Here is a 20,768-nt window from a genome sequence, read left to right as displayed (position 1 = left end):
GGAGACATACTATTATAAAGAACTCAATATTACCCTACAACTTCCATCACTACCTGGCCATCTAGCATCCTGATTATTCGATCACTATATCTTGCATCATGCTCACTATGGGTTACCATTACAATGGTGGTACCTTGTTCATTTAATTCTGTAAGTAGCTGCATAACTGCATTTCCATTATTCGAATCCAAGTTACCGGTAGGCTCATCAGCAAGAATCAATTTAGGATTATTCACTACTGCACGAGCAACTGCCACACGCTGTTGTTGTCCGCCCGATAGCTGTTGCGGGAAATGATTTCGACGATGCATGATCTGTACTTTTTCAAGCACCTCTTCAACTCTCTTTTTACGTTCGGCAGCAGGAACCTTAGTATATATTAGGGGAAGCTCTACATTTTCAAAAATGGTTAGCTCATCAATAAGATTAAAGCTTTGAAAGACGAAACCAATATTATGTTTACGCAAATCAGATCGTTTACGCTCATTGAATTTGGCAACTTCAATATCATTAAAACGATAGCTACCACCATCAAGGTCATCTAATAAGCCTATAATATTTAACAAGGTTGATTTACCACAACCAGATGGGCCCATGACTGCAATAAACTCTCCTTTTTTAACTTCCATCGATAAGTTACTTAAGGCTATGGTTTCTACCTCCTCGGTGCGGTAAAGTTTTTGAAGATCAGTTATCTTTATCATATTAATATTTAGCTATTAATTTATAGTTCAGAATTAGTTTATAATTATTTTATACGCTATTTAATTACAAGTTCTTGGACTTTCTCATAACTTTCATAGCTTGATGTAATTACTTTATCACCTGGTTTTAATCCTTGTAGTATCTCATAGAAGTCAGGATTCTGCCTTCCCAACTGAATATCAACACGATAGGCAGTTTTACCATCTTTGTCAAGCTTAAATATCCAGTTTCCTCCGGTTTGCTGATAGAATCCACCTTTAGGAACAACCAAAGCCTTCGTTTCATCACTTAAGGCTAAACGTATCTGCAGAGTTTGACCTCGCCGTATACCTTTCGGAATTTCATCGCTAAATTCCATATCGACCTGAAAACGACCATTGGTTACTTGGGTATAAACTTTCTTTATGCGTAATTTATAAGTTTTTCCTGATAGTGTAAACTCACCTTCGAGGTCCGGGTATATTCTGGAAATATAATGCTCATCTATATCGGCACGAACCTTAAAGCCACTCAAAACATCGATTTGGCCTAATCGCTCTCCAGAGCTTTTACTTTGTCCGATTTCAGCATCGAAAGAAGTTAACTGCCCATCAACCGGTGCACGAACAATCAAATCCCCTACTTTTCTACGCATAAGTTCGAGTGCACTTCGAGTACGATTATAGGTTTGCTCACTTTGATCTAAGGATTGTTTAGTAGAAATAGAATCTTGCTTTAAAATTTGTTTGGCAAGGTTCTTTCTCTCTTTTTGGTAGTTATAATCATTTAGTGTCTTCTGATATTCCTGAGAGCTAATCACTCGTTTTTTATAGAGTTGCTTATTCATATCATATATGCGCTTCGCTTCTCTAAATGCATTTTCTACATCTGCCATTTGATTCAAATGTATTACGGTGTTTTGTTGGGCATTCGTTTTGGCAATCTCCATTTGAGTAAGAAGATTTAATACCTGTGTTTCTTGGTTCACCAGGCTTAATTCCTGATCCGTATTTGATAAACGCATAATGGCATCCCCTTTTTTCATAATGGCACCATCCTCTACAAATTTTTCTTCAACACGACCACCAACTGAAGCATCTAAATAGATAGTACTAATAGGAAGTATCATTCCATTAACCGGTATGTATTCCCGGAAAGAATCATCTTTAACTTCAGCAATTGAGATCCTTTCTTTTTCAACATTCAACCTTGAATTTCCAGATGTAAAATAATAACTTGCTGTTATTAATAGCAATAATGCAACAATACCTGCAATGGTTGCAATACGCTTATTATTCCACTTTTTCTTAATCAGTATTCTGTCCATATTTTATATCAGATATAACCATCTGCCTTCCAATCTATAGACAAGCTTGTGCCACATATTTAACACACAGAAACACAGACGATTACAATCAATCTGTTTTTAAAAGCGTTCGATTTCGAACAGTATATGTGCGAAAATAGATTAAACACTTAAGTTCAAAAACAGATTAGAGAATGGCTTGTTAAGCTTTAAAGAGTCAAAAATGAATGAGATACATATTGGTACTTCCGGATGGAGCTATAAAGGTTGGAAAGGAACGTTTTATCCTGAAAAGCTAAAAACAACCGACTACCTTTCCTTTTATGCTCAACATTATAAGGTAACGGAGATAAACAGTAGTTTCTATCATTTACCGCTAGCTTCCACGGTTCATAAATGGGTTGACCAGGTTCCTGACGATTTTCTATTCTGCCCAAAGATAAGTCGCTATTTAAGTCACATGAAAAAACTGCATGATCCGGAAGAACCTTTAGAGCGATTTTTCGATATTTTTAAACCAATGAAAGACAAAATGGGACCTGTGTTGATTCAACTCCCGGCAAGTGTTGCGTTTGATGCAAAAACTGATGAAATCTTTTATGCAACATTAATGAACAAATATCCTGAATATGAATTTGCAATGGAAGTACGTCACGAATCGTGGTATAGCAATGAATCGTTGGATTTAATGAAGAGATATAATATTGCATTTGTTATCGCGCAATCAGAAAAGTTTCCCTACAAAGAATTTATAACCGCAAAAAATATCTATGTTCGTTTTCATGGCCCGAAAGCTCTGTATGCTTCTTCTTATAGCGATCAGGTTTTAAAAGAATATGCAGAGAAATTCCTTATGTGGCAAAAAGAAGGGCATGCCGTTTGGGCATTTTTTAATAATGACATAAACGGACATGCCTTAAGTAATACTTCAACTTTATTAAATTTTATACAATCGTCGTGATCATTTTAAGCTTCTTGATTATCGGTTATAGTAGCCCCTAAACGAAAGTTCTTAAGTTCTTTTCCTTGTAAATGGTCTTGCCAGCTTTCTATTAAAGGTTGCTCTAACTTAGACTCCCTAAATTCATCCGGACTCATAATAGGAATTCCTTTAACGATGGGAAAATAGCGATTACATTGACTGCAAGTAAGTAATCCCTCTAAAATGTTCTTATCAATATCTTGAGTAATAATCTGTAGAGACAAGTCAGCTTTATCAAAAGGACAGCAAAGCTTATTAATTGTTGCGATTCTCATTGTTTTTATTTCTTAAAGTTTCTAAATATTGTTTGGTGACTTGAGCTGGATTTTCAGAGCTCATTATTCCTGAAATAATGGCTACCCCGTCATAATCTAGCTCGTTTAATAGTGACATATTGCTTAGCTGAATACCCCCAGCTAAGAACAAGGGCAAGGATGTCATTCGTCGTGCTTCTTGTATCTTATCAAATGAAACCAGTTCACAACTAGTACTTGTTGAAGAGGGGAAAATTGAACAGAAAGAAATGTAATCTAGCTTATTTTTATCTGCCCAATCAACAAGCGACAAATCATTATTACAGGTAATGCCTACTAAATAATCTTGCTTTATATATTGTTGAATTTGGGCATAATCGTCCGGAATGGCATCAAAATGCACGCCATCAAGCGGAAAGGAACTAAGTAGCTCCCAACTATTATTTATGAGTACCGGAACATGATGCCTATGACATAGGTTGGATACTTCCATAATAACATCCTGTCTATTTATCAATGGTTCCCAATTATCCCAAATCTGAACAATTGCAACACCTGCCTGCAAGACCTCCTCTAATCTATTAAGAAGCTCAATTCGCCTCATGGATGGATTAATAACTAAGTATATTCCCCCCGATATTTTATTTCTTTCCATTTTATTTCCACTCCTTTTGATAAGCTTTAAAAAATGCATTCCAATATGGATCCTTTTCTGAATAAAGTAAATCGCTGTCTTTATTGTCTTCTATCAATTTAATCCCTCTCTCCTTTTCAGTTAATTCTCCTACAATTGTACAGTCTATATTTTGATCTTTAAGCCTGCTTATCACATCTTTTTCATGCCCTCTCCTTACTGCAATGATCATTGAACCAGCTCCAATACTGTAACGAGGATCAATTGAAAACAAATCGCATATTCGCATTTGAGCCTCACCCATGGGTAAGGATTTGTTTTCAATACGTGCACCATTTCCAGATGCAATGGCTAATTCATAAATAGCACCTAAAACTCCGCCTTCTGTGACATCGTGCATGGCCGTTATTCCTGAATTATTAATATTTGAACCAACAGCAACCAATGCATCGTTAACCGATGAAGTTTTATAGAACAGCCCACAGCCTTGGTCATATATTTCCTTTCCTAACTTGTTTTTCACCGTTTCAGGAAAACTCATTGCCAAAATCGCTGAAGAAGAAATAGCACATTGTTTGGTTACTAAAAGCACATTGCCAACCTCAGCATTTTTTGAAATCAGCAAATCTGTTTTTGACGCGATAGTGGTTAATGTTCCTCCACCTGCGATAGTAGAATTTTGTCCTTCAATAAAACCCGTATGTCCACCAGTAATAGCTACATGCATTTCCTTGCAAAACAAGTGGATATAATTCCAGTAGGTTTTAAAATCTGTAGCAGAAAAATGTGCAGGAAGATTTAATACAAATTGAGCATACATTGCTGAATGGCCCGTAGTTGCAATATCATTTGCCATCAGATAAACCGAGAGCCAGGCAGACTCTTCCAGACCTAAAGAAGGAATTAACGACAAGGGATCACTGGCTGTTGCCATTGCCAAACCATTCGGTAAATCAATAACTGCTACATCTACTCCAAAACCTGGTCCGCAGCTAACTTCCTTTCGTTTATATCCACAATTTTGAAGAATGGTATCTTCAAAAAAGCCATGCTGAATTTTTCCAAGCTCCTTCATCGCTAGTCTACATCATTGAGCTTAACATACAAGCCAAAGAAATCGCCAAAAGGCACACTCCATTGCTGTACGGGAAACCATTTTGGCAAACCAGTACAGGTCCATTCAATTGAATAATCCCTTCCCTTTAAAGCCTCATGAATAATACTGCTTAGTTGTTGAGGAGTATAAAAAGTTGCAGTAACGTAGAAAGGGTTTTTACCAAATGCTTCCTGTACACGTCTGCGAAGCACTTTTGGAGAATTACGGTTCATCATTCCCATGGCGATGCCATATTTTGCAACTCTTGCAGCTTCTCTTATGACTTTTACAGGATTTTTATAATACTCAAAAGTTGTTATAAAGGCCAGGGAATCAAAAGTATGGTCCTTAAAGGGCATATGATGAGAATCAGCCATTACCAGATCTCCTTCAAATAAATGGATAGCCTGTGAGAGCATTAAAGGCGAAATATCACCTCCTGTTGCTTCAATTCCTATCTCTTTCCACCATCGGGTAAAACGTGTGGTTCCACAACCGAACTCCAATAAAGTCTTAATTCTGGTATCTTTGGAAACGAGTTGTTCCATAACCTTCTTTTGCCATACTTCAGCACGTTTATAACGTCCTTCATACCATTGTTCGTAGGTATCCGTATGTTCGCGATTAAAAAACCATTCTGGTCTGCCTTGCCAGTTCTGGTGACTTTGAGGAATAAGTCCGAAATCTTTCTTTTGTATTTCCATTTCTATATTGTTAAAAACAAAAGCCCCAAATTCTTTTAATACCAAAAGACAATGGAGCTTAAAATGGAAATATCTTAGCTGCATCCCTACGTTGGCATTATCCAAATCAGGTATCGGGTGTTATCTCAGCCTAATCTTTTTGATTAAGCACCCCGTGCAATTGTTCTGCAAGATACAAAATATGATCGGTCCTACAAACTACGAATCACTTTACAAGGATTACCAGCAGCAATTACATCTGAAGGAATATCTTTGGTTACTACACTACCAGCGCCGATTATTGTACGGTCGCCAATAGTAACACCCGGACAAACTACAGCACTCCCCCCGATCCAGACATCCTCACCTATTGTGATAGATTTTGCAAACTCAAGACCTGAAGCCCTTTCTATCGGATTAATTGGATGAGTAGCAGTATAAATCTGAACGTTGGGACCAAACATGGTTCTACTTCCAATTGACACCTTCATCACATCAAGTATAACACAGTTAAAATTGAAAAATACTTTTTCGCCGGTAAAAATGTTGGATCCATAATCACAATAAAAGGGAGCTTCTATCCATATTCCGGCTCCGGCGTTTGGTATCAAGTCTTTAATTATAGCAGCTTGTAGTTCCTCTTCATCTTTTCTACTATCGTTCAACTTCTTTGTAAGCAATCTTGCCTTAACCCTTTCCTTTGTAAGTTGAGGATCAATTGCATTGTATAATTCTCCTGCAAGCATCTTTTCTTTCTCTGTCTTCATATTCAAACCTAATATATTTATGTACCTTTGCAAAAAAATTAATCATTTTAGTTGATCATGGAGATTAACTGATTCTTTTTAAGGAGCCTCTCTTAAAAAGAGAAATGACACTTAAGAAAAACAATTTGACATTCGAACAATTAAATCTTATTGACCCTCTATTAAAGGCGATTAAGACAGAAGGATACACAAATCCTACCCCCATACAAGAGCAATCTATTCCTGTTGTATTAGATAAAAAAGATTTATTAGCCATTGCGCAAACCGGTACAGGTAAAACAGCAGCATTTGCTCTCCCAATCTTACAATTATTGCATGGTAAACCCACTGCACCAAGGACTATAAAGGCCTTGATTTTAAGCCCCACACGTGAATTAGCCATTCAAATCGATGATAGTTTTGCCGCTTATGGAAAACATACCGGTCTAAAACACACAGTTGTTTTTGGAGGTGTTTCAATTGGTGCGCAAATCAGTACATTAAGAAATGGTGTTGATGTTTTAGTTGCTACGCCAGGCAGATTGCTTGACTTACTAAACCAGCGTGCATTGAATTTATCGAATGTAGAAATATTCGTATTAGATGAAGCTGACCGTATGTTGGATATGGGATTTATTAATGATGTAAAGAAAATAACAGCTAAAATTCCACAAAAGAAACAAACCCTATTTTTCTCGGCAACCATGCCTTCTGAAATTGCAGGCTTAGCAAACTCCATACTAAACAATCCGACACGCGTTGAAGTAACACCTACTTCATCCACTGTTGAAAAAATAACCCAAGCTATTTATCCGGTTGAGAAAAAAGACAAACCTTCTTTATTGATCCATTTGTTAAAGGACAAAAAGATGAACAGCGTTTTGGTTTTTACAAGAACCAAACACGGAGCAGATAAATTGGTAAAAGTACTCAGTCGTGCTTCTATTACTTCAGCTGCTATACACGGAAACAAATCTCAGAATGCAAGGCAAAAAGCATTAAGCTTTTTTAAAGATGGAAAAATACGTGTACTGGTAGCTACTGATATCGCCGCTCGTGGTATTGATGTAGATCAGCTTAGTTATGTTGTGAATTTTGATCTCCCTAACCAGCCTGAAACCTATGTCCATCGAATTGGAAGAACAGGAAGAGCAGGATTAAGTGGAAGTGCACTTTCATTCTGTGATCATGAAGAAAGAGCTTTCTTGCAAGATATAAACAAGCTAACTGCCCAAAAAATTCCTTTGGTTGAAGATCATCCTTATGCAATCACTTTTGGAAGCACACCTATAGTTTCAGCGAAGAAAAAGAACACACAAACAAAAAAACCTTTCAGGTCTTTTAAACAAGAAAACAGAAAAAAATCTTACGCAAGATAGCAGGTTTCTTATTGCTTCATCAAATGCCGATTTAATCTAAAGAAAACTTTTTCGGCCAGTAAAGGTTATATAAATCAAATATACGATTTATGGGAACGACTGAAAATTTGAATAATCAAGAAGCAATTAAGAAATTAAAGGACTTAGCAGAAAGTGCACGGATATGCATGTTTTGTACAGATCTTGAAGGACACCCTATTTCCGCAAGACCAATGGGTCTTCAAGAAGTAGACGATGATGGGAATCTTTGGTTTATTAGCGGCTCAACTTCAAACAAAAATGTAGAAATTGAGAATGATGATAGTGTACAGCTTTTCTTTTCTAATACTGGTTCATCCGAGTATCTTTCTGTTTATGGTCAAGCTTATATTTATACAGATTCAAATACAATCGAAGAAAAATGGAGCCCCGTTGCAAACGCTTGGTTTGAAGATAAAAACGATCCGGACATAACTGTTATCCGCGTAACACCGCAAGAAACAAAATACTGGGATACGAAGGATGGAAAAATGGTTACTTTATTGAAAATTGCTACTGCCACACTTACAGGAAATACAAAACAAGGGGTTGGTGGCATTGAGGGGAAATTAAATATCTAATAAAAACTGAATTAGCTACATATTAGGGTTAATTAATAAATTAATGGTTTATATTTAAAAATCAATTAACCAATATTTATTAATCATTTAACCATGAGAACATTTGCTCTAATGCTAACATTAATCATTCCCTTTATTTCTTCAAAAAGCACGTCGGCCCAAACTACCCCCGACCCTGACAGCCCAAGACTTGAACATATCGCTGTTTATGTAACAAACTTACAAGAAAGTGCTTCCTTTTATAAAGATGTTTTAAAACTGACTGAAATTGAAGAACCTTTCAAAGATGGGAGACATGTATGGTTTACTTTAGGAGCTGCAGGAAATTTACATCTGATTCAAGGTGCACAGAAGAAGATTGAACATGATAAGAATGATCACTTATGTTTTAGCGTTTCTTCTGTTGATAATTTCATTATACGACTCAACCAACAAAAAATCGAATACAGTAACTGGCCAGGAACAGAAAAAGCTCCAACTGTACGCGTAGATGGTGTTAAGCAGATATACTTTCAAGATCCTGATGGACATTGGATCGAAATTAATGACGCAAAATAAATTTAATATCTTTGCCTTTTAAACTCGCTCTTATGAAGACAAATCCACTTTTCTTAATCTTAATTACAGGGTTAAGTGTTTCTGCTTGTAATCAATCGGCTGAAACAAATGCCAGTGCAGACTTACAGAATAATCCTTTAATGGAGGAAAGTACACTGCCATACGCTACCCCTGATTTTTCGAAAATCAAAAATGAACACTTTAAGCCTGCATTTATAGAAGCAATGAGGCAACAAACGGAAGCCATTGATCAAATAACTGCTAATAAAGAGGAACCCACATTTGATAATACCGTACTTGCCATAGAAAAGAGCGGTGTACTTTTAGAACGGGTAAGCAATCCTTTTTATGCGCTAACTGGTGCAAATACAAATGACGAACTAGAAGAAATCCAAGAGTTTTTAGCGCCAAAACTATCTGCACATTATGATGCGATCTATCTTAACGATGCTTTGTTCCAACGTTTAAAAACTTTGTATACCAAACGTTCAGAATTAGATTTAGATCAAGAATCTCTCAAGTTATTAGAAAACTATTATGAGGATTTTGAAATTGCAGGAGCAAATCTATCTGCAGATGACAAGGATAAACTAAAAGAGATTAATGCTAAAGAGGCTACGCTAAGTACCAAATTCAACCAAACTTTATTGGCAGCAAATAATGCTGGTGTCATCATAATACAAGACAAGGCTGAATTAGCAGGCCTTTCAGAAAGCGAAATAAGTGCGTTGAAAGATTCAAGTGACTGGAAAATAACTTTACAAAACACGACGCAACAACCATTATTGCAATCCCTTGAAAACCGGGATCTTCGTGAGAAACTATTTAAAGCTTCTTGGAATCGTGCAGATGGATCTAAAAACGATACGAAAGCTATTATTAGTGAATTGGCTGAGTTGCGTGCACAAAAAGCAAAGCTATTAGGTTTTTCTAATTATGCAGAATGGAGTCTGCAAAAGACAATGGCTAAGACTCCTGCCCATGTAATGGATTTATTCAGCAAATTAATTCCCGCTGCTACTGCTAAAGCACAGAATGAATCTGATGCTATACAAGCAATGGTTCAACAAAGTGGTGAAGACTTCAAATTAGAGCCATGGGATTGGAATCTCTACGCTGAGAAAGTACGTAAAGCAAAGTTTGATTTAGATGAAAGTCAGATTAAGCCTTATTTTGAACTAGAGTCAGTATTGGAGAATGGAGTTTTCTATGCAGCTGAGAAACTTTACGGAATAACCTTTAAGAAACGTACAGACATCCCTACCTATCATGATGATGTACTTGTATATGAGCTTTTTGAAGAGGATGGAGAACCGCTAGGTTTATTTTACGGCGACTTCTTTTCACGCGAAAGCAAGCGTGGGGGTGCTTGGATGAGCAACCTGGTAACACAATCTAAATTATTCGATAAGAAACCTGTTATATACAATGTGTGCAATTACACTAAACCCTCTGAAGGCGAACCAGCTTTATTGACATATGACGACGTAGTTACGATGTTCCATGAATTTGGACATGCTTTACATGGTTTCTTTGCAGATCAAATGTATCCAAGTTTATCGGGCACTTCGGTATCTCGTGATTTTGTTGAGTTTCCATCTCAATTTAATGAGAATTGGGCGCTATATCCTGATGTATTAAAAAACTACGCTAAACACTATAAAACAGGAGAACAGATTCCTCAAACTTTAATTGATAAAATTAAAAATGCAGGAACCTTTAATCAAGGATACGCCTTAACAGAGTATTTAGCAGCTGCTAATTTAGATATGCAATGGCACATGATTCCTGCCGATCTTAAAATATCAGATGCTAATCAATTCGAGAAGGATGCATTACACAAAACTAAGCTGGATGTTGTTCATGCGGTAGTGCCACGTTACCGTTCAACTTATTTCTCTCACATTTTTGGTAGCGGTTACGCAGCTGGATATTATTCTTACTTATGGACAGAAATGCTAGATCATGATGCTTATAATTGGTTTGAAGAGCATAATGGGTTAACTAGAGAAAATGGTCAACGGTTCCGCGACATGGTTCTTTCAAGAGGAAACACATTAGATTTAGAAGAAATGTACAGAGCCTGGCGAGGCAGTGAGCCGAAAATAGAGCCTCTGTTAAAAGCAAGAGGTTTGAATTAAGCTTCAGCTACATTAACTCAACTCTTTTTCTGTAATACTATAATCAGTAAAAAACAATGCCCCATAAGCTAGAACTTAGTGGGGCATTGTTATGTCTAATATAAAATACTACGACTAATAACCCGGGTTTTGTGTCAAACTAGGATTTGCATCTAAAGCAGTTGTTGGAATAGGGAAAATAAGATATTTTTCTGCCGTTGCCTTCTTCCATCCTGGTATTGGATCTAAGAATTTACCAAACCGAATCATATCCTGACGAGTTGTTCCCTCCCATGCAAACTCAAACCTTCTTTCTTGATATATATCTTCTAAAGTTACATTGGTTTTTAACTTACTAGGGTCATCAAATGCTCTTTTCCTTATTTCATTAACCAAGCGAGTTGCTTCGACATTATCTACACCCATTCGCACCAAAGCTTCAGCTTTCATTAAATATACATCTGCAAGTCTGAAAATAGCAAAATCATTTTCCGAATCACCATTTAAGCCTTTTTCAAATTCCCATTTAGCTGCCCGGGCACCATCTTCTTGTTCAGTCTGTCCCCAACCGTCTCCATCAATATTATATTTCATATCAATATCAACCGTGTGTATCAACGGCCTGTTATGAGCGGTAATCAATGTTTGACCAGTTGCCGGATCTGTCATAGGTCCAATTAAAAATGATCCTAACTTTCGCTTATCATCGTCGTCAAAGGCTTTTACGTAACCAGGCATTGCACTAAGTCCATTATTAGCACCAATATTAAGACCTAAAGCAATCGGGTCTAAATAATGTAACGTACGCTGCGGAAGTCCGTTACCACCATCAGCAGTACTGTAAATAATAGGGAAGATCACTTCTTGTGAAGTTTGATTCTGAACAGAAAAGTTGTCTTTCCAGTTAGGTTCTAAGATATACGGAAGTGTCATTACTACATTACATGCATCCACCGTTTCCTGCCATTTTGCACCCCCATCTGGATTCCACACCATGGCATTTAAATACATTTTTCCCAGCAATGTATACACAAAGCCTTTCGTCACTTTACCATAGCTTGCAGATGTTACATCATCCCGAACTACATCTTTAATTTCATTCAGTTCCTTAAGAACAAAATCATATACTTCCTTCCTGCTTTTTGTAGTTGGCAGCTGTGTATCGGAAAAGTCAGTAACAATGGGCACATTACCAAAGTTATCAAGCAACAGATAATACCAATAAGCTCTTACACCGCGTATTTCGGCAAGAATCTGTTCTTTATTCTCAATATTCTCATTCTCATTAATTAATGAGAATATTTTATTACAGCTTGTTATACTTGTAAATGCACTATTGTATGCATTTCGCGGAATAACAGTATTGGGCGTCCAGGTATGCAAACGGAGTTCTTTATACTGACCTCCATCCCACCAGTCTCCCCCTTTTCTTGTAGGCGTTATAGCCATATCTGAAGAACATTCACTCAACAAGAAAAAATTGCTTGGAAAAACCCCTTTTAATGTTCTATAAATTGGAGCAATTAATGCATTTATTTCTTTCTCTGTTCCACCAAACTCACCTACTGGTAACTTATCATAAACTTCTTCATCCAAATTTGTACAGCCATTAAAAACTAAAGAAGACAAAATGATAGTGGTTATTAAATATATTTTTGATCTTTTCATGATTATTTAAGTTATGATTAGAAACTCAAGTTAACGCCTACAGAGAATGTCCGGGTTTTCGGATAGTACTCTCTTCCTTCTACGCCTGGATCTAAGCCACTCATTTGGACTTCAGGGTCTAAGCCTGTATAGTTTGTAATAGTAAATAAATTTTGACCAGTAACGTAAACTCTGAATTTCCGTATTCCCCAAACATCTCCCGTATCAAAATTATAAGCAAGAGTTGCATTATCTAAACGCAAAAAGGATCCTTTCTCAATATAATAACTGGAATATTTAGGGTTATCTGTCAAACCATTGGTTAAGGCATCTTCCAAAACATTTGCTCCAGGCAGCCACTGAGTTGTTGCATAAGACATGCGTGAAAAATTCAAGAGATCATTACCATATACTCCTCGCAGAAAAAAGCCAAAATCAAAATTCTTATAAGAAAGATTGCTTGAAAAGCCATAAGTTAATTTCGGCTGTGCAGAACCAATATATGTACGATCTTCATCAGTTAGCCCCTCCTTCCCATCAACCATTTCATCCAATATATACTTACCATCACTATCAAGCGAAATAAAGCGCCATCCGTAGAATGTTCCAACCTCGCGGCCTTCTTCTACTATATGAGTTGTATTATCAGATCCTCCACGTATCCATGCAGAACCGGTTTTGATTGAATTGGTGGTAAACTGATCGTTTGACAAACTCGTAATTCTATTTTTATTGTGCGCTAAATTAAATGATGCATTCCACACTAATTCGTCCTTTCGTATTATATCACCATTAATCACTAACTCGATTCCTTTATTTGTCATTGAACCAACATTAGCAAGCATATCAGAATAAAGATAAGGTGGAACAGAAACTTTATAGGTATAAAGCAGATCATTGGTTTCTTTGCTATAGTATTCAATTGTACCACTTAATCGATTATTTAAAATACTATAATCTATACCTACATTGAACATGGAAGTTTCTTCCCATTTTAGGTTTGGGTTGGCATTCTGACTTATTTGATATGCATTATACCATTTACCGTCATCATAATACTGACCCGATTTACCATATAACTGAAGCGATCTATAAGGATCAAAACCTGCTTGATTACCAGATACTCCATAACCAGCACGCAATTTTAAATCACTAAAGAAGTCTTTATCCTTTAAAAAACCTTCCTCCTTCAAAATCCAAGCTGCCGACACCGCAGGAAAAGTACCCCATTTATGATTCGCTCCAAACTTTGATGAGCCATCCCGACGAATAGATGCAGTTAAAGTGTACCTATCTTGAAGCACATAATTTACTCTACCAAAGAATGATATCAATTTGTTCATATTAGCTTCAGACCATACATCACTTGGACGAAGGTTTTCACCAGCACCTAAATTATCATAATCAAAAAAGTCGGTTACAAATTGTCTGTTTTGCGCACCATTCTTTTGATAATAATTGTCCTCATAAGAATAACCTGCTAAAAAATTGAAATTATGTTCATCAAATATCTTTTTATAATTCAAAGTCGCTTCTAATAACCTCTTATCAGCAGTCCATGTTTCACGCTTGGCAAAACCTTGGTCATTTCGCCCGCGCTCAGTTTGAGAGTCATTGTACTCTCCATAATCGTTAGATTCACGTTGCTTTAATAAACTAATTCCAGCTACGAAATCTTCTGTAATGTTGAAATCAGCTTTAATATTTCCATAAAACAAACTGTTCTTATTATCTCGTTTATTATATGTAATATTTCTTAGTGGGTTTCCTTGATCGTATTCCTGCGTATCGAACCATGTTCCATCGTCATTTTTAACAGGCGCTACGGGAACCATATTGTACGCTAAAACAAAATTTCTAGTATCAGTTGGTGAAAAATTTCTTTCTGTAATAGCACCAACGAACGTTAAGTTTAACCGGTCATCCAACGCGCGTTGACTGAACATTAAACGACCATTATACCTTTCCATGGAATTATCGCGCACAACTCCTTGTTGATCTAATGCAGAGAACGAACCCCTATACGTACTGCTCTTTCCACCTCCAGACATAGATAAACTATGGCTTTGGCTAACTCCGGTTCGCATTATTTCATCAAACCAACTCGTATTTGCTCCTCTATCAATGCCTTCTGTATTTATATCGTGAGATGAGGTATAATCACGCCATTGATCGGCACTTAAAACCTTAGGAATATTCGCAACTCTGTCTACAGCTGCATAACCTTCATACTCTATCATGGGTCTTGATTCAATTCCTTTTTTTGTGGTTATCAGAATTACACCACTTGCAGCACGGGATCCATAAATTGCTGCAGCAGAAGCATCTTTTAATATACTAATGGATTCAATATCTTGCGGTGCAACTGAATTCATACTTAAACCAGGAACCCCATCAATAACTACAAAAGGCTGGCTACTACCTGTTAACGAAGAAGTTCCCCGTAAACGTATGGTTTGTTCATTGGTGATATCACCACTTCCCTTAGTAATTGTTAATCCGGCAACCTTGCCCTGTAACAGGTCAGTCGCAGTTCGGTTAACACCCTGATTGAAATCCTCTTCAGAAACATTGGTTATTGATCCGGAAATATTACGCCGAGATTGTGTACCATAGCCTATTACAACTACTTCTTCAAGAGCCTGGGTATCTTCAATAAGTGTAACATTTAATGTGGCTCTCCCATTTATGGAGACTTCAAGCTCTGAGAAACCAAGATAGCTAAAAACCAATATACTGTTCTCATTGGCAACCTCCAATGAGAATTGGCCATTATTATCTGTGCTTGTTGCGTTATTAACACCTTTTTCAGTAACGCTTACACCTATCAGAGGTTCTCCGTTTATGTCGAGAACTGTACCGCGAATTGGAAATGCAGCACTAGATGCATACAATGGAATATTTAAAAACAGGATCAGCAAAACACACGTTCCTATTTGCATAAATATTCGAAAATTTGGATTATTGGTAGATAAGATCATAAAATTTTGATTAAAATGGTTAATGTTTTTCAAAGATTGTACGAACATGATGAAACAGACAGAGATGGGGGGATCTCTAATACAATTCAATATTTCAAAAACCAAAACCAATAAAAATACTTTCATAGGCTCGCTTTGTAAGAAATGTGTTACATACAGCAATCTACTTAAATAATTTTATAAATACAAAGTTTAAGTCATTAAGTAAAAGGATTTAGGACGCTACAAACATTGTTTTATAATGCTATCCTTTAAAAGCCATCCTTATATTATCAACATTTTATCAAATATCTTGTTCTATATAATATGACTAATAAATGTTCCTTTTCTATATGGTGTATATCAATTATTGCTATTACAATTTTCTTTTCCTGTAATAACAAATTTTCCAATACCTTATTCAAAGGCAGATCTCCACATCAGCAATATGAGCAACAGTTAATAGCTGCCGGTTTGAATGGTAGTAGTTTATTCAAACAATGGAAAAATGCATCAAAACAAAGTATTCTTCAGCCAATTTCCATTACTGTACCTTATCAGGAGGAGGCCTACTTTGCAGCCAATAATCCAAATGCAGTAGCCTTTATTTTTGATGCTAGAATAGGAGAAAAACTTCAAATAAACTTAGAATTACAAACCTTGGATAGCACACAATTATTTATTGATTTATTTAAAATGATTGAAGATACTACTGAACAACAAGTGGCTATATACTCAGCCGACACGCGTGATTCATCCTTATCTTATGTTATTGAGGATAATGATAAATACATTCTTCGCATACAACCTGAATTATTATCTGATATTTCCTATGAACTTCAAATTACTGCAGAACCTTCTTTAGGGAATCCGGTTGAAGCGACTGCTAAACAGAATATTGGCAGTTTCTTTGGTGATGGCCGAGATGCCGGCTCAAGAAAACATGAAGGAATTGATATTTTCGCTAATCGATCAACTCCGGCCGTAGCTGCTGCAAATGGCATAATAAGCAGGGTGGGATTAAATAACCTAGGCGGTAAAATTGTTTTCTTAAAACCTGAAGGCCTAGCAATCAATTTATATTATGCACATTTAGATAGCCAATTAGTAGAGACGGGGCAAACAGTATCTTTGGGAGATACCTTAGGATTAATCGGTAATACAGGCAATGCACGCACAACACCACCGCATCTTCATTTTGGAATATATACTCGTCAAGGTGCTGTTGACCCAATCCCATTTATTAGGCCGGGTAAATCAAATCCGTCAAAAATCAGTGTAGATACAAGACGGATTGGAGACACAGTTCGCGCTTCTAACAGCAATAATATGATTAATACACCTTTAATAATTGAAGGTGCCGCGATGGATAACTATCGAGTAATACTACCAGATAAAAGCAAAACTTTTGTCTCGCAAAAACAAATTACAACATTGAATAACCAAATAAAAATTATTAGTTTAAATAAGGCTGAAACATTGTATTCAGAACCAGATTCATTGTCTGCCCGCATTATAAAATATCCATCAGGAACTAAACTAACAGTAATAGGAGAATACAATGGCTTTTATTTGGTAAACAATAAATCAATAAAAGGTTGGATAAAGCAAACAATTTAATAAAAGAAAAAGGGGTACATACAATGCACCCCTTTTTCTTTTTATTAATCGTTTCTAATTACATAAAAGTATCTACTTCGCGATATGCGTCGATAAGGCGTTGTTCACCCTCTTTACCTCTACCCGAGATGCCGTGTTCCATACCAACAACTCCTTTATATCCTTTATCATGTAAGTATTTGAATATATTCTTATAGTTTATTTCGCCGGTAGTCGGTTCTTTTCTTCCAGGATTATCACCTACTTGTATATATTCAATTTCACTCCACGTTCTTTCCATGTTAGCTATCAAATCTCCCTCATTGCGCTGCATATGATAGGCATCGTATAATATTTTGCAAGAAGGACTATTTACTGCTTTACAGATCAGATAAGTTTGATTAGACGTCCTTAAAAATAAATTCGGAGAATCACTTAATGGCTCAAGTACCATAACAATACCATGAGGTTCTAATATTTCAGCCCCTCTTCTAAGTGCTTCAATCACATTTGCTGTTTGAATTTCTATCGAATGATTACGAAAAAAATCTCCTGGAACTACTGTAGTTAATTTACCACCGCAACGTTTTGAAACCTCTATAGCCTGTTGACAGCCTTTTAAAAAAATATCAACGTATTCCTGTTTTCCAGCGGCTAATGTATTTGCCCCGTTACCACCCTTATCCAGTACGAATACACCCATTTCCATTCCTAATTTAGCCAGAAGGTCGCCAATTTTCTTCTGATCTTCAGGTGACCTGCCCGGCATACCATTATCTTCAATACCACGAAAACCCTGGTCATACATAAATTGTATTTGATCCAGCACATTGTTCCCTGCTAAATTTCTAAACATTCCATCATGAGGACCATATTTTAAATTAAACGGTTGTCCATCGGCAGCCTTTTGTGTGTTTGTAGCACCTACAGCCAAACTGCTACTGGTCATTAAGACTCCTGTTGCTAAAAGCCCTTTTTGCAAAAATTCGTTTCTTTTCATTTATTTAACAATATTTAGTTTCTGATATAAGTGTCAATCGCTTCTTATACCAAATCGGTTAGCAGTAATTCACCTAAATAAACTATAATTTAATAAATAAACAAATCTCGCTAGAATAAATTAATAGATTTCTTCTACCGTTTGAGAGATGCCGTTAAAGGTAAAGTTGTCGCCACATTCTTTTCCAATAAGAAGCTGACCTAATGGAGAAGCGGGGGAAATGGCATACAGTGATTGTCCTTGTACTTGAATTTGTCCGATGCTGACAGCAATATAAAGCAATGCTTTAGAAGTTTTAACCAAAGAACCAGCACCAACCCGTCCTTCAATTTTCACATCCTTACATTGCTCTAATTGAAATAAAATCTTTTTAGCTTCGTAAAGCTGGCTATTATTCCTGTCTATATCTTGCTGCATCATCTCTCGCGTAGTTTCATACTTATCACCCGCGCTACTTTTCGTATCGTCTTGGCTAGCTTCACGCGCTTGTAATAAAGCATGCTCTGCATGATCTATACGACTTTTGATGGCATCAAGGCACTGTATATAAACAGCATCTTTAAATATTTGACTGTTAATTTCCATTTAATGATCCTCAATTATATAATGAACATATCATTAAATGTTATGCTTTAATTAATTTGAGCTAAATTAATTTCACTTATTAAATCGTTAGCCCATCCAGTTAACAAGGCTCTTTCGTGAGCATTTAATTTTGTACCCTTATGGAGGATTGTGTATGATTTAAGAGGCATACCGTCTCGCTCCATTTCTTCCTTGATATCTTCAGCTTTTTTTAGTTGTCTTTTTTTATCATATGATCCAAAATCACTGAAATTCAAGTGTCTTTTACCATCATTAATATGACCCTCTAAAAACATGGCTGCTGGTTGAACATTTATATACCATGGATAATCGGTATTATTACTATGACAGTCGTAACAAGATCTTTGTAAGACACTTTCTACATCATCCGGAACAGTATAAAGGTTGGATATATCAGTAGGAAGCTTTGTCGTCTGAACGTTACGTGGGTCCTTTTTAATAAATTGGATACCAACCAGAGCGAATATAACTACAGCCCAAATACTTAAACGTGTATTCCGTTTCATTTGAATAGAATTAGAGGTCTATATTGATTAATTACTAGCACATTGCTACAATCAAATATAATCATAACACTCTAGAAATGAACGAAAAATGTAAAAGTTCTGTGACAGCTAATCGCCTGTTAATGTTCTAATTACCTATTTTAATTTTTTAAATACAATAATACCATTATGTCCACCAAAGCCGAATGTGTTACTCATGGTTACATTGATATCCTTTTCAAGGGCTTCATTCTTAACAATATTCAAGCCAGCAGGAATTTCCGGATCTAAATCAATTAAATTTATTGTAGGTGGTATAACAGAATGTTTAATAGCTAAAACACTGGTGATCGCTTCAATAGCTCCAGCAGCACCCATTAAGTGGCCTGTTATCGATTTAGTGGCACTAATATGTAAGTTATTTGTGTTGTTTTTAAATAACTTGGCTACTGCTTTTGTTTCACTGATATCACCTACTGGGGTAGAAGTTGCATGAGCATTTAGGTAATCGACATCTTCAGGATTCAAGTTTGCATCTTCCAATGCAAAGCGCATAGCAGCTCCTGCACCTTCTCCTTCGGGATGAGTAGAAGTCATATGATAAGCATCAGCCGTCATCGCTGCACCACCTACTTCAGCATAAATGGTTGCATTTCTTGCTATTGCATGTTCATATTCCTCTAATATAAGAGCGCCTGCTCCCTCTCCCATAAGGAAACCATCTCTTCCAATATCAAAAGGTCTGCAAGCTGCTTGAGGATCATCGTTTCTTGTAGTCATAGCTTTCATGGAGCTAAATCCACCTACAGAAGCTTCTGTTATAGGAGCTTCTGATCCACCGGTAACAATTACCTTAGCTTTACCCCATCGAATATAGTTAAATGCATCCATAATAGCAGTATTCGCCGATGAACAAGCTGTAACGGTTGTATAATTGATACCCATTAATCCGTATTTAATGGAAATCATTCCGGATGCCATATTTGAAATCAATTTCGGAATAAAAAACGGACTGAAACGAGGTTTGTAATCGTTGTCTGCGTAATCTCTAACTTGCTCTTCAAATGTAAGCATCCCCCCTTGACCAGAACCCCAAATAACTCCAGTATCATATGGATCCATACCTCCAAAATCCAATCCAGAGTCATCAATAGCTTCTTTTGCTGCTGCAAGGGCATATTGTGTAAAAGGATCAGTTCTTTTTAATTCAGCCCGATCAAGGAATAATGAAGGATCAAAACCTTTTAATTCGCATGCTATCTGTGTGCGAAAAGCACTTGGATCAAATTTTGTAATTCTTCCTGCGCCACTCTTACCATTCGTTAAACTATCCCAAAAAGTCTTAATATCGTTTCCTATCGGTGTTAAAGCGCCTATTCCTGTTACAACAACTCTTTTCATTTAATCTGTTTTAATCTCTAAATTGATAA

Annotated in this window: 19 protein-coding genes and 1 riboswitch; of the genes, 6 read left to right on the top strand and 13 right to left on the bottom strand. The window is 36.5% G+C overall.

Annotated elements, in window-relative coordinates; translation table 11 throughout:
- Positions 1-29 precede the first annotated feature (29 nt).
- Together VL047_RS03750 and VL047_RS03745 are read right to left on the bottom strand one after the other, a co-directional pair.
- Positions 30-704, bottom strand: coding sequence for an ABC transporter ATP-binding protein (locus tag VL047_RS03750; RefSeq protein ID WP_325358658.1), 675 nt, complete (start codon positions 702-704; stop codon positions 30-32).
- A gap of 56 nt (positions 705-760) precedes the next feature.
- Complete coding sequence (locus VL047_RS03745) at positions 761-2,011, bottom strand: efflux RND transporter periplasmic adaptor subunit (protein ID WP_325358656.1); 1,251 nt, start codon at positions 2,009-2,011, stop codon at positions 761-763.
- A gap of 202 nt (positions 2,012-2,213) precedes the next feature.
- Here VL047_RS03745 and VL047_RS03740 point away from each other — a divergent pair, with 202 nt between their 5' ends.
- On the top strand, positions 2,214-2,951 hold the full coding sequence (locus VL047_RS03740) for a DUF72 domain-containing protein (RefSeq protein ID WP_325358654.1): 738 nt from the start codon (positions 2,214-2,216) through the stop codon (positions 2,949-2,951).
- 5 nt (positions 2,952-2,956) lie between these two features.
- On the opposite strand, the gene VL047_RS03735 is transcribed toward VL047_RS03740, so the two are convergent.
- From VL047_RS03735 to VL047_RS03715, 5 genes are all read right to left on the bottom strand, one after another.
- Positions 2,957-3,247 (bottom strand): Trm112 family protein, encoded by a 291-nt coding sequence (locus VL047_RS03735; RefSeq protein ID WP_325358652.1) that lies wholly within the window; start codon positions 3,245-3,247, stop codon positions 2,957-2,959.
- Positions 3,228-3,881, bottom strand: a complete 654-nt coding sequence (locus tag VL047_RS03730; protein WP_325358650.1) for a thiamine phosphate synthase — start codon at positions 3,879-3,881, stop codon at positions 3,228-3,230. The genes VL047_RS03735 and VL047_RS03730 overlap by 20 nt, the downstream gene beginning before the upstream one ends.
- Before the next feature lies 1 nt (position 3,882).
- Entirely contained in the window at positions 3,883-4,935 is a 1,053-nt protein-coding gene (locus VL047_RS03725; RefSeq protein ID WP_325358648.1) for an AIR synthase family protein, read from the bottom strand.
- 2 nt (positions 4,936-4,937) lie between these two features.
- Positions 4,938-5,660 (bottom strand): class I SAM-dependent methyltransferase, encoded by a 723-nt coding sequence (locus tag VL047_RS03720; protein ID WP_325358646.1) that lies wholly within the window; start codon positions 5,658-5,660, stop codon positions 4,938-4,940.
- Between the two features lie 66 nt (positions 5,661-5,726).
- Positions 5,727-5,825: riboswitch (TPP riboswitch) on the bottom strand.
- Positions 5,826-5,851: 26 nt separating this feature from the next.
- Positions 5,852-6,406 (bottom strand): sugar O-acetyltransferase, encoded by a 555-nt coding sequence (locus VL047_RS03715; protein WP_325358644.1) that lies wholly within the window; start codon positions 6,404-6,406, stop codon positions 5,852-5,854.
- Positions 6,407-6,531: 125 nt separating this feature from the next.
- Between VL047_RS03715 and VL047_RS03710 the strand changes: the two genes are divergently transcribed.
- The 4 genes from VL047_RS03710 to VL047_RS03695 all read left to right on the top strand — a co-directional run bounded on the left by VL047_RS03710 (position 6,532) and on the right by VL047_RS03695 (position 11,062).
- Positions 6,532-7,764, top strand: coding sequence for a DEAD/DEAH box helicase (locus tag VL047_RS03710; RefSeq protein ID WP_325358673.1), 1,233 nt, complete (start codon positions 6,532-6,534; stop codon positions 7,762-7,764).
- An 89-nt stretch (positions 7,765-7,853) separates the two neighbouring features.
- Positions 7,854-8,363 carry a pyridoxamine 5'-phosphate oxidase family protein gene (locus tag VL047_RS03705; protein WP_325358642.1) on the top strand — a complete coding sequence of 170 codons (510 nt, stop codon included), beginning with the start codon at positions 7,854-7,856 and terminating at the stop codon, positions 8,361-8,363.
- A gap of 93 nt (positions 8,364-8,456) precedes the next feature.
- On the top strand, positions 8,457-8,921 hold the full coding sequence (locus tag VL047_RS03700) for a VOC family protein (RefSeq protein ID WP_325358640.1): 465 nt from the start codon (positions 8,457-8,459) through the stop codon (positions 8,919-8,921).
- A 32-nt stretch (positions 8,922-8,953) separates the two neighbouring features.
- Entirely contained in the window at positions 8,954-11,062 is a 2,109-nt protein-coding gene (locus tag VL047_RS03695; RefSeq protein WP_325358638.1) for a M3 family metallopeptidase, read from the top strand.
- Between the two features lie 114 nt (positions 11,063-11,176).
- On the opposite strand, the gene VL047_RS03690 is transcribed toward VL047_RS03695, so the two are convergent.
- Both VL047_RS03690 and VL047_RS03685 read right to left on the bottom strand, forming a co-directional pair.
- On the bottom strand, positions 11,177-12,709 hold the full coding sequence (locus VL047_RS03690; protein ID WP_325358636.1) for a RagB/SusD family nutrient uptake outer membrane protein: 1,533 nt from the start codon (positions 12,707-12,709) through the stop codon (positions 11,177-11,179).
- 17 nt (positions 12,710-12,726) lie between these two features.
- The gene (locus tag VL047_RS03685; RefSeq protein WP_325358634.1) at positions 12,727-15,669 is read right to left on the bottom strand and encodes a TonB-dependent receptor; all 2,943 of its coding nucleotides are present in this window, start codon (positions 15,667-15,669) and stop codon (positions 12,727-12,729) included.
- A 306-nt stretch (positions 15,670-15,975) separates the two neighbouring features.
- Here VL047_RS03685 and VL047_RS03680 point away from each other — a divergent pair, with 306 nt between their 5' ends.
- Positions 15,976-17,268, top strand: coding sequence for a M23 family metallopeptidase (locus VL047_RS03680; RefSeq protein WP_325358632.1), 1,293 nt, complete (start codon positions 15,976-15,978; stop codon positions 17,266-17,268).
- Positions 17,269-17,326: 58 nt separating this feature from the next.
- On the opposite strand, the gene VL047_RS03675 is transcribed toward VL047_RS03680, so the two are convergent.
- The 4 genes from VL047_RS03675 to fabF all read right to left on the bottom strand — a co-directional run bounded on the left by VL047_RS03675 (position 17,327) and on the right by fabF (position 20,739).
- Positions 17,327-18,247 (bottom strand): hydroxypyruvate isomerase family protein, encoded by a 921-nt coding sequence (locus tag VL047_RS03675; protein ID WP_325358630.1) that lies wholly within the window; start codon positions 18,245-18,247, stop codon positions 17,327-17,329.
- A 120-nt stretch (positions 18,248-18,367) separates the two neighbouring features.
- Positions 18,368-18,832, bottom strand: coding sequence for a 3-oxoacyl-ACP synthase (locus VL047_RS03670; RefSeq protein WP_325358628.1), 465 nt, complete (start codon positions 18,830-18,832; stop codon positions 18,368-18,370).
- Between the two features lie 47 nt (positions 18,833-18,879).
- A complete protein-coding gene (locus tag VL047_RS03665; RefSeq protein ID WP_325358626.1) occupies positions 18,880-19,359 on the bottom strand; it encodes a heme-binding domain-containing protein in 480 nt (159 codons plus the stop codon).
- A 135-nt stretch (positions 19,360-19,494) separates the two neighbouring features.
- Positions 19,495-20,739, bottom strand: coding sequence for a beta-ketoacyl-ACP synthase II (fabF, locus tag VL047_RS03660; RefSeq protein WP_325358624.1), 1,245 nt, complete (start codon positions 20,737-20,739; stop codon positions 19,495-19,497).
- Between the last annotated feature and the right edge of the window lie 29 nt (positions 20,740-20,768).

Source organism: Albibacterium sp. (assembly GCF_035514885.1).
In the GTDB taxonomy this organism is placed as follows: Bacteria; Bacteroidota; Bacteroidia; order Sphingobacteriales; family Sphingobacteriaceae; genus Albibacterium.
This window is presented reverse-complemented; position numbering and strand designations above follow the sequence as displayed.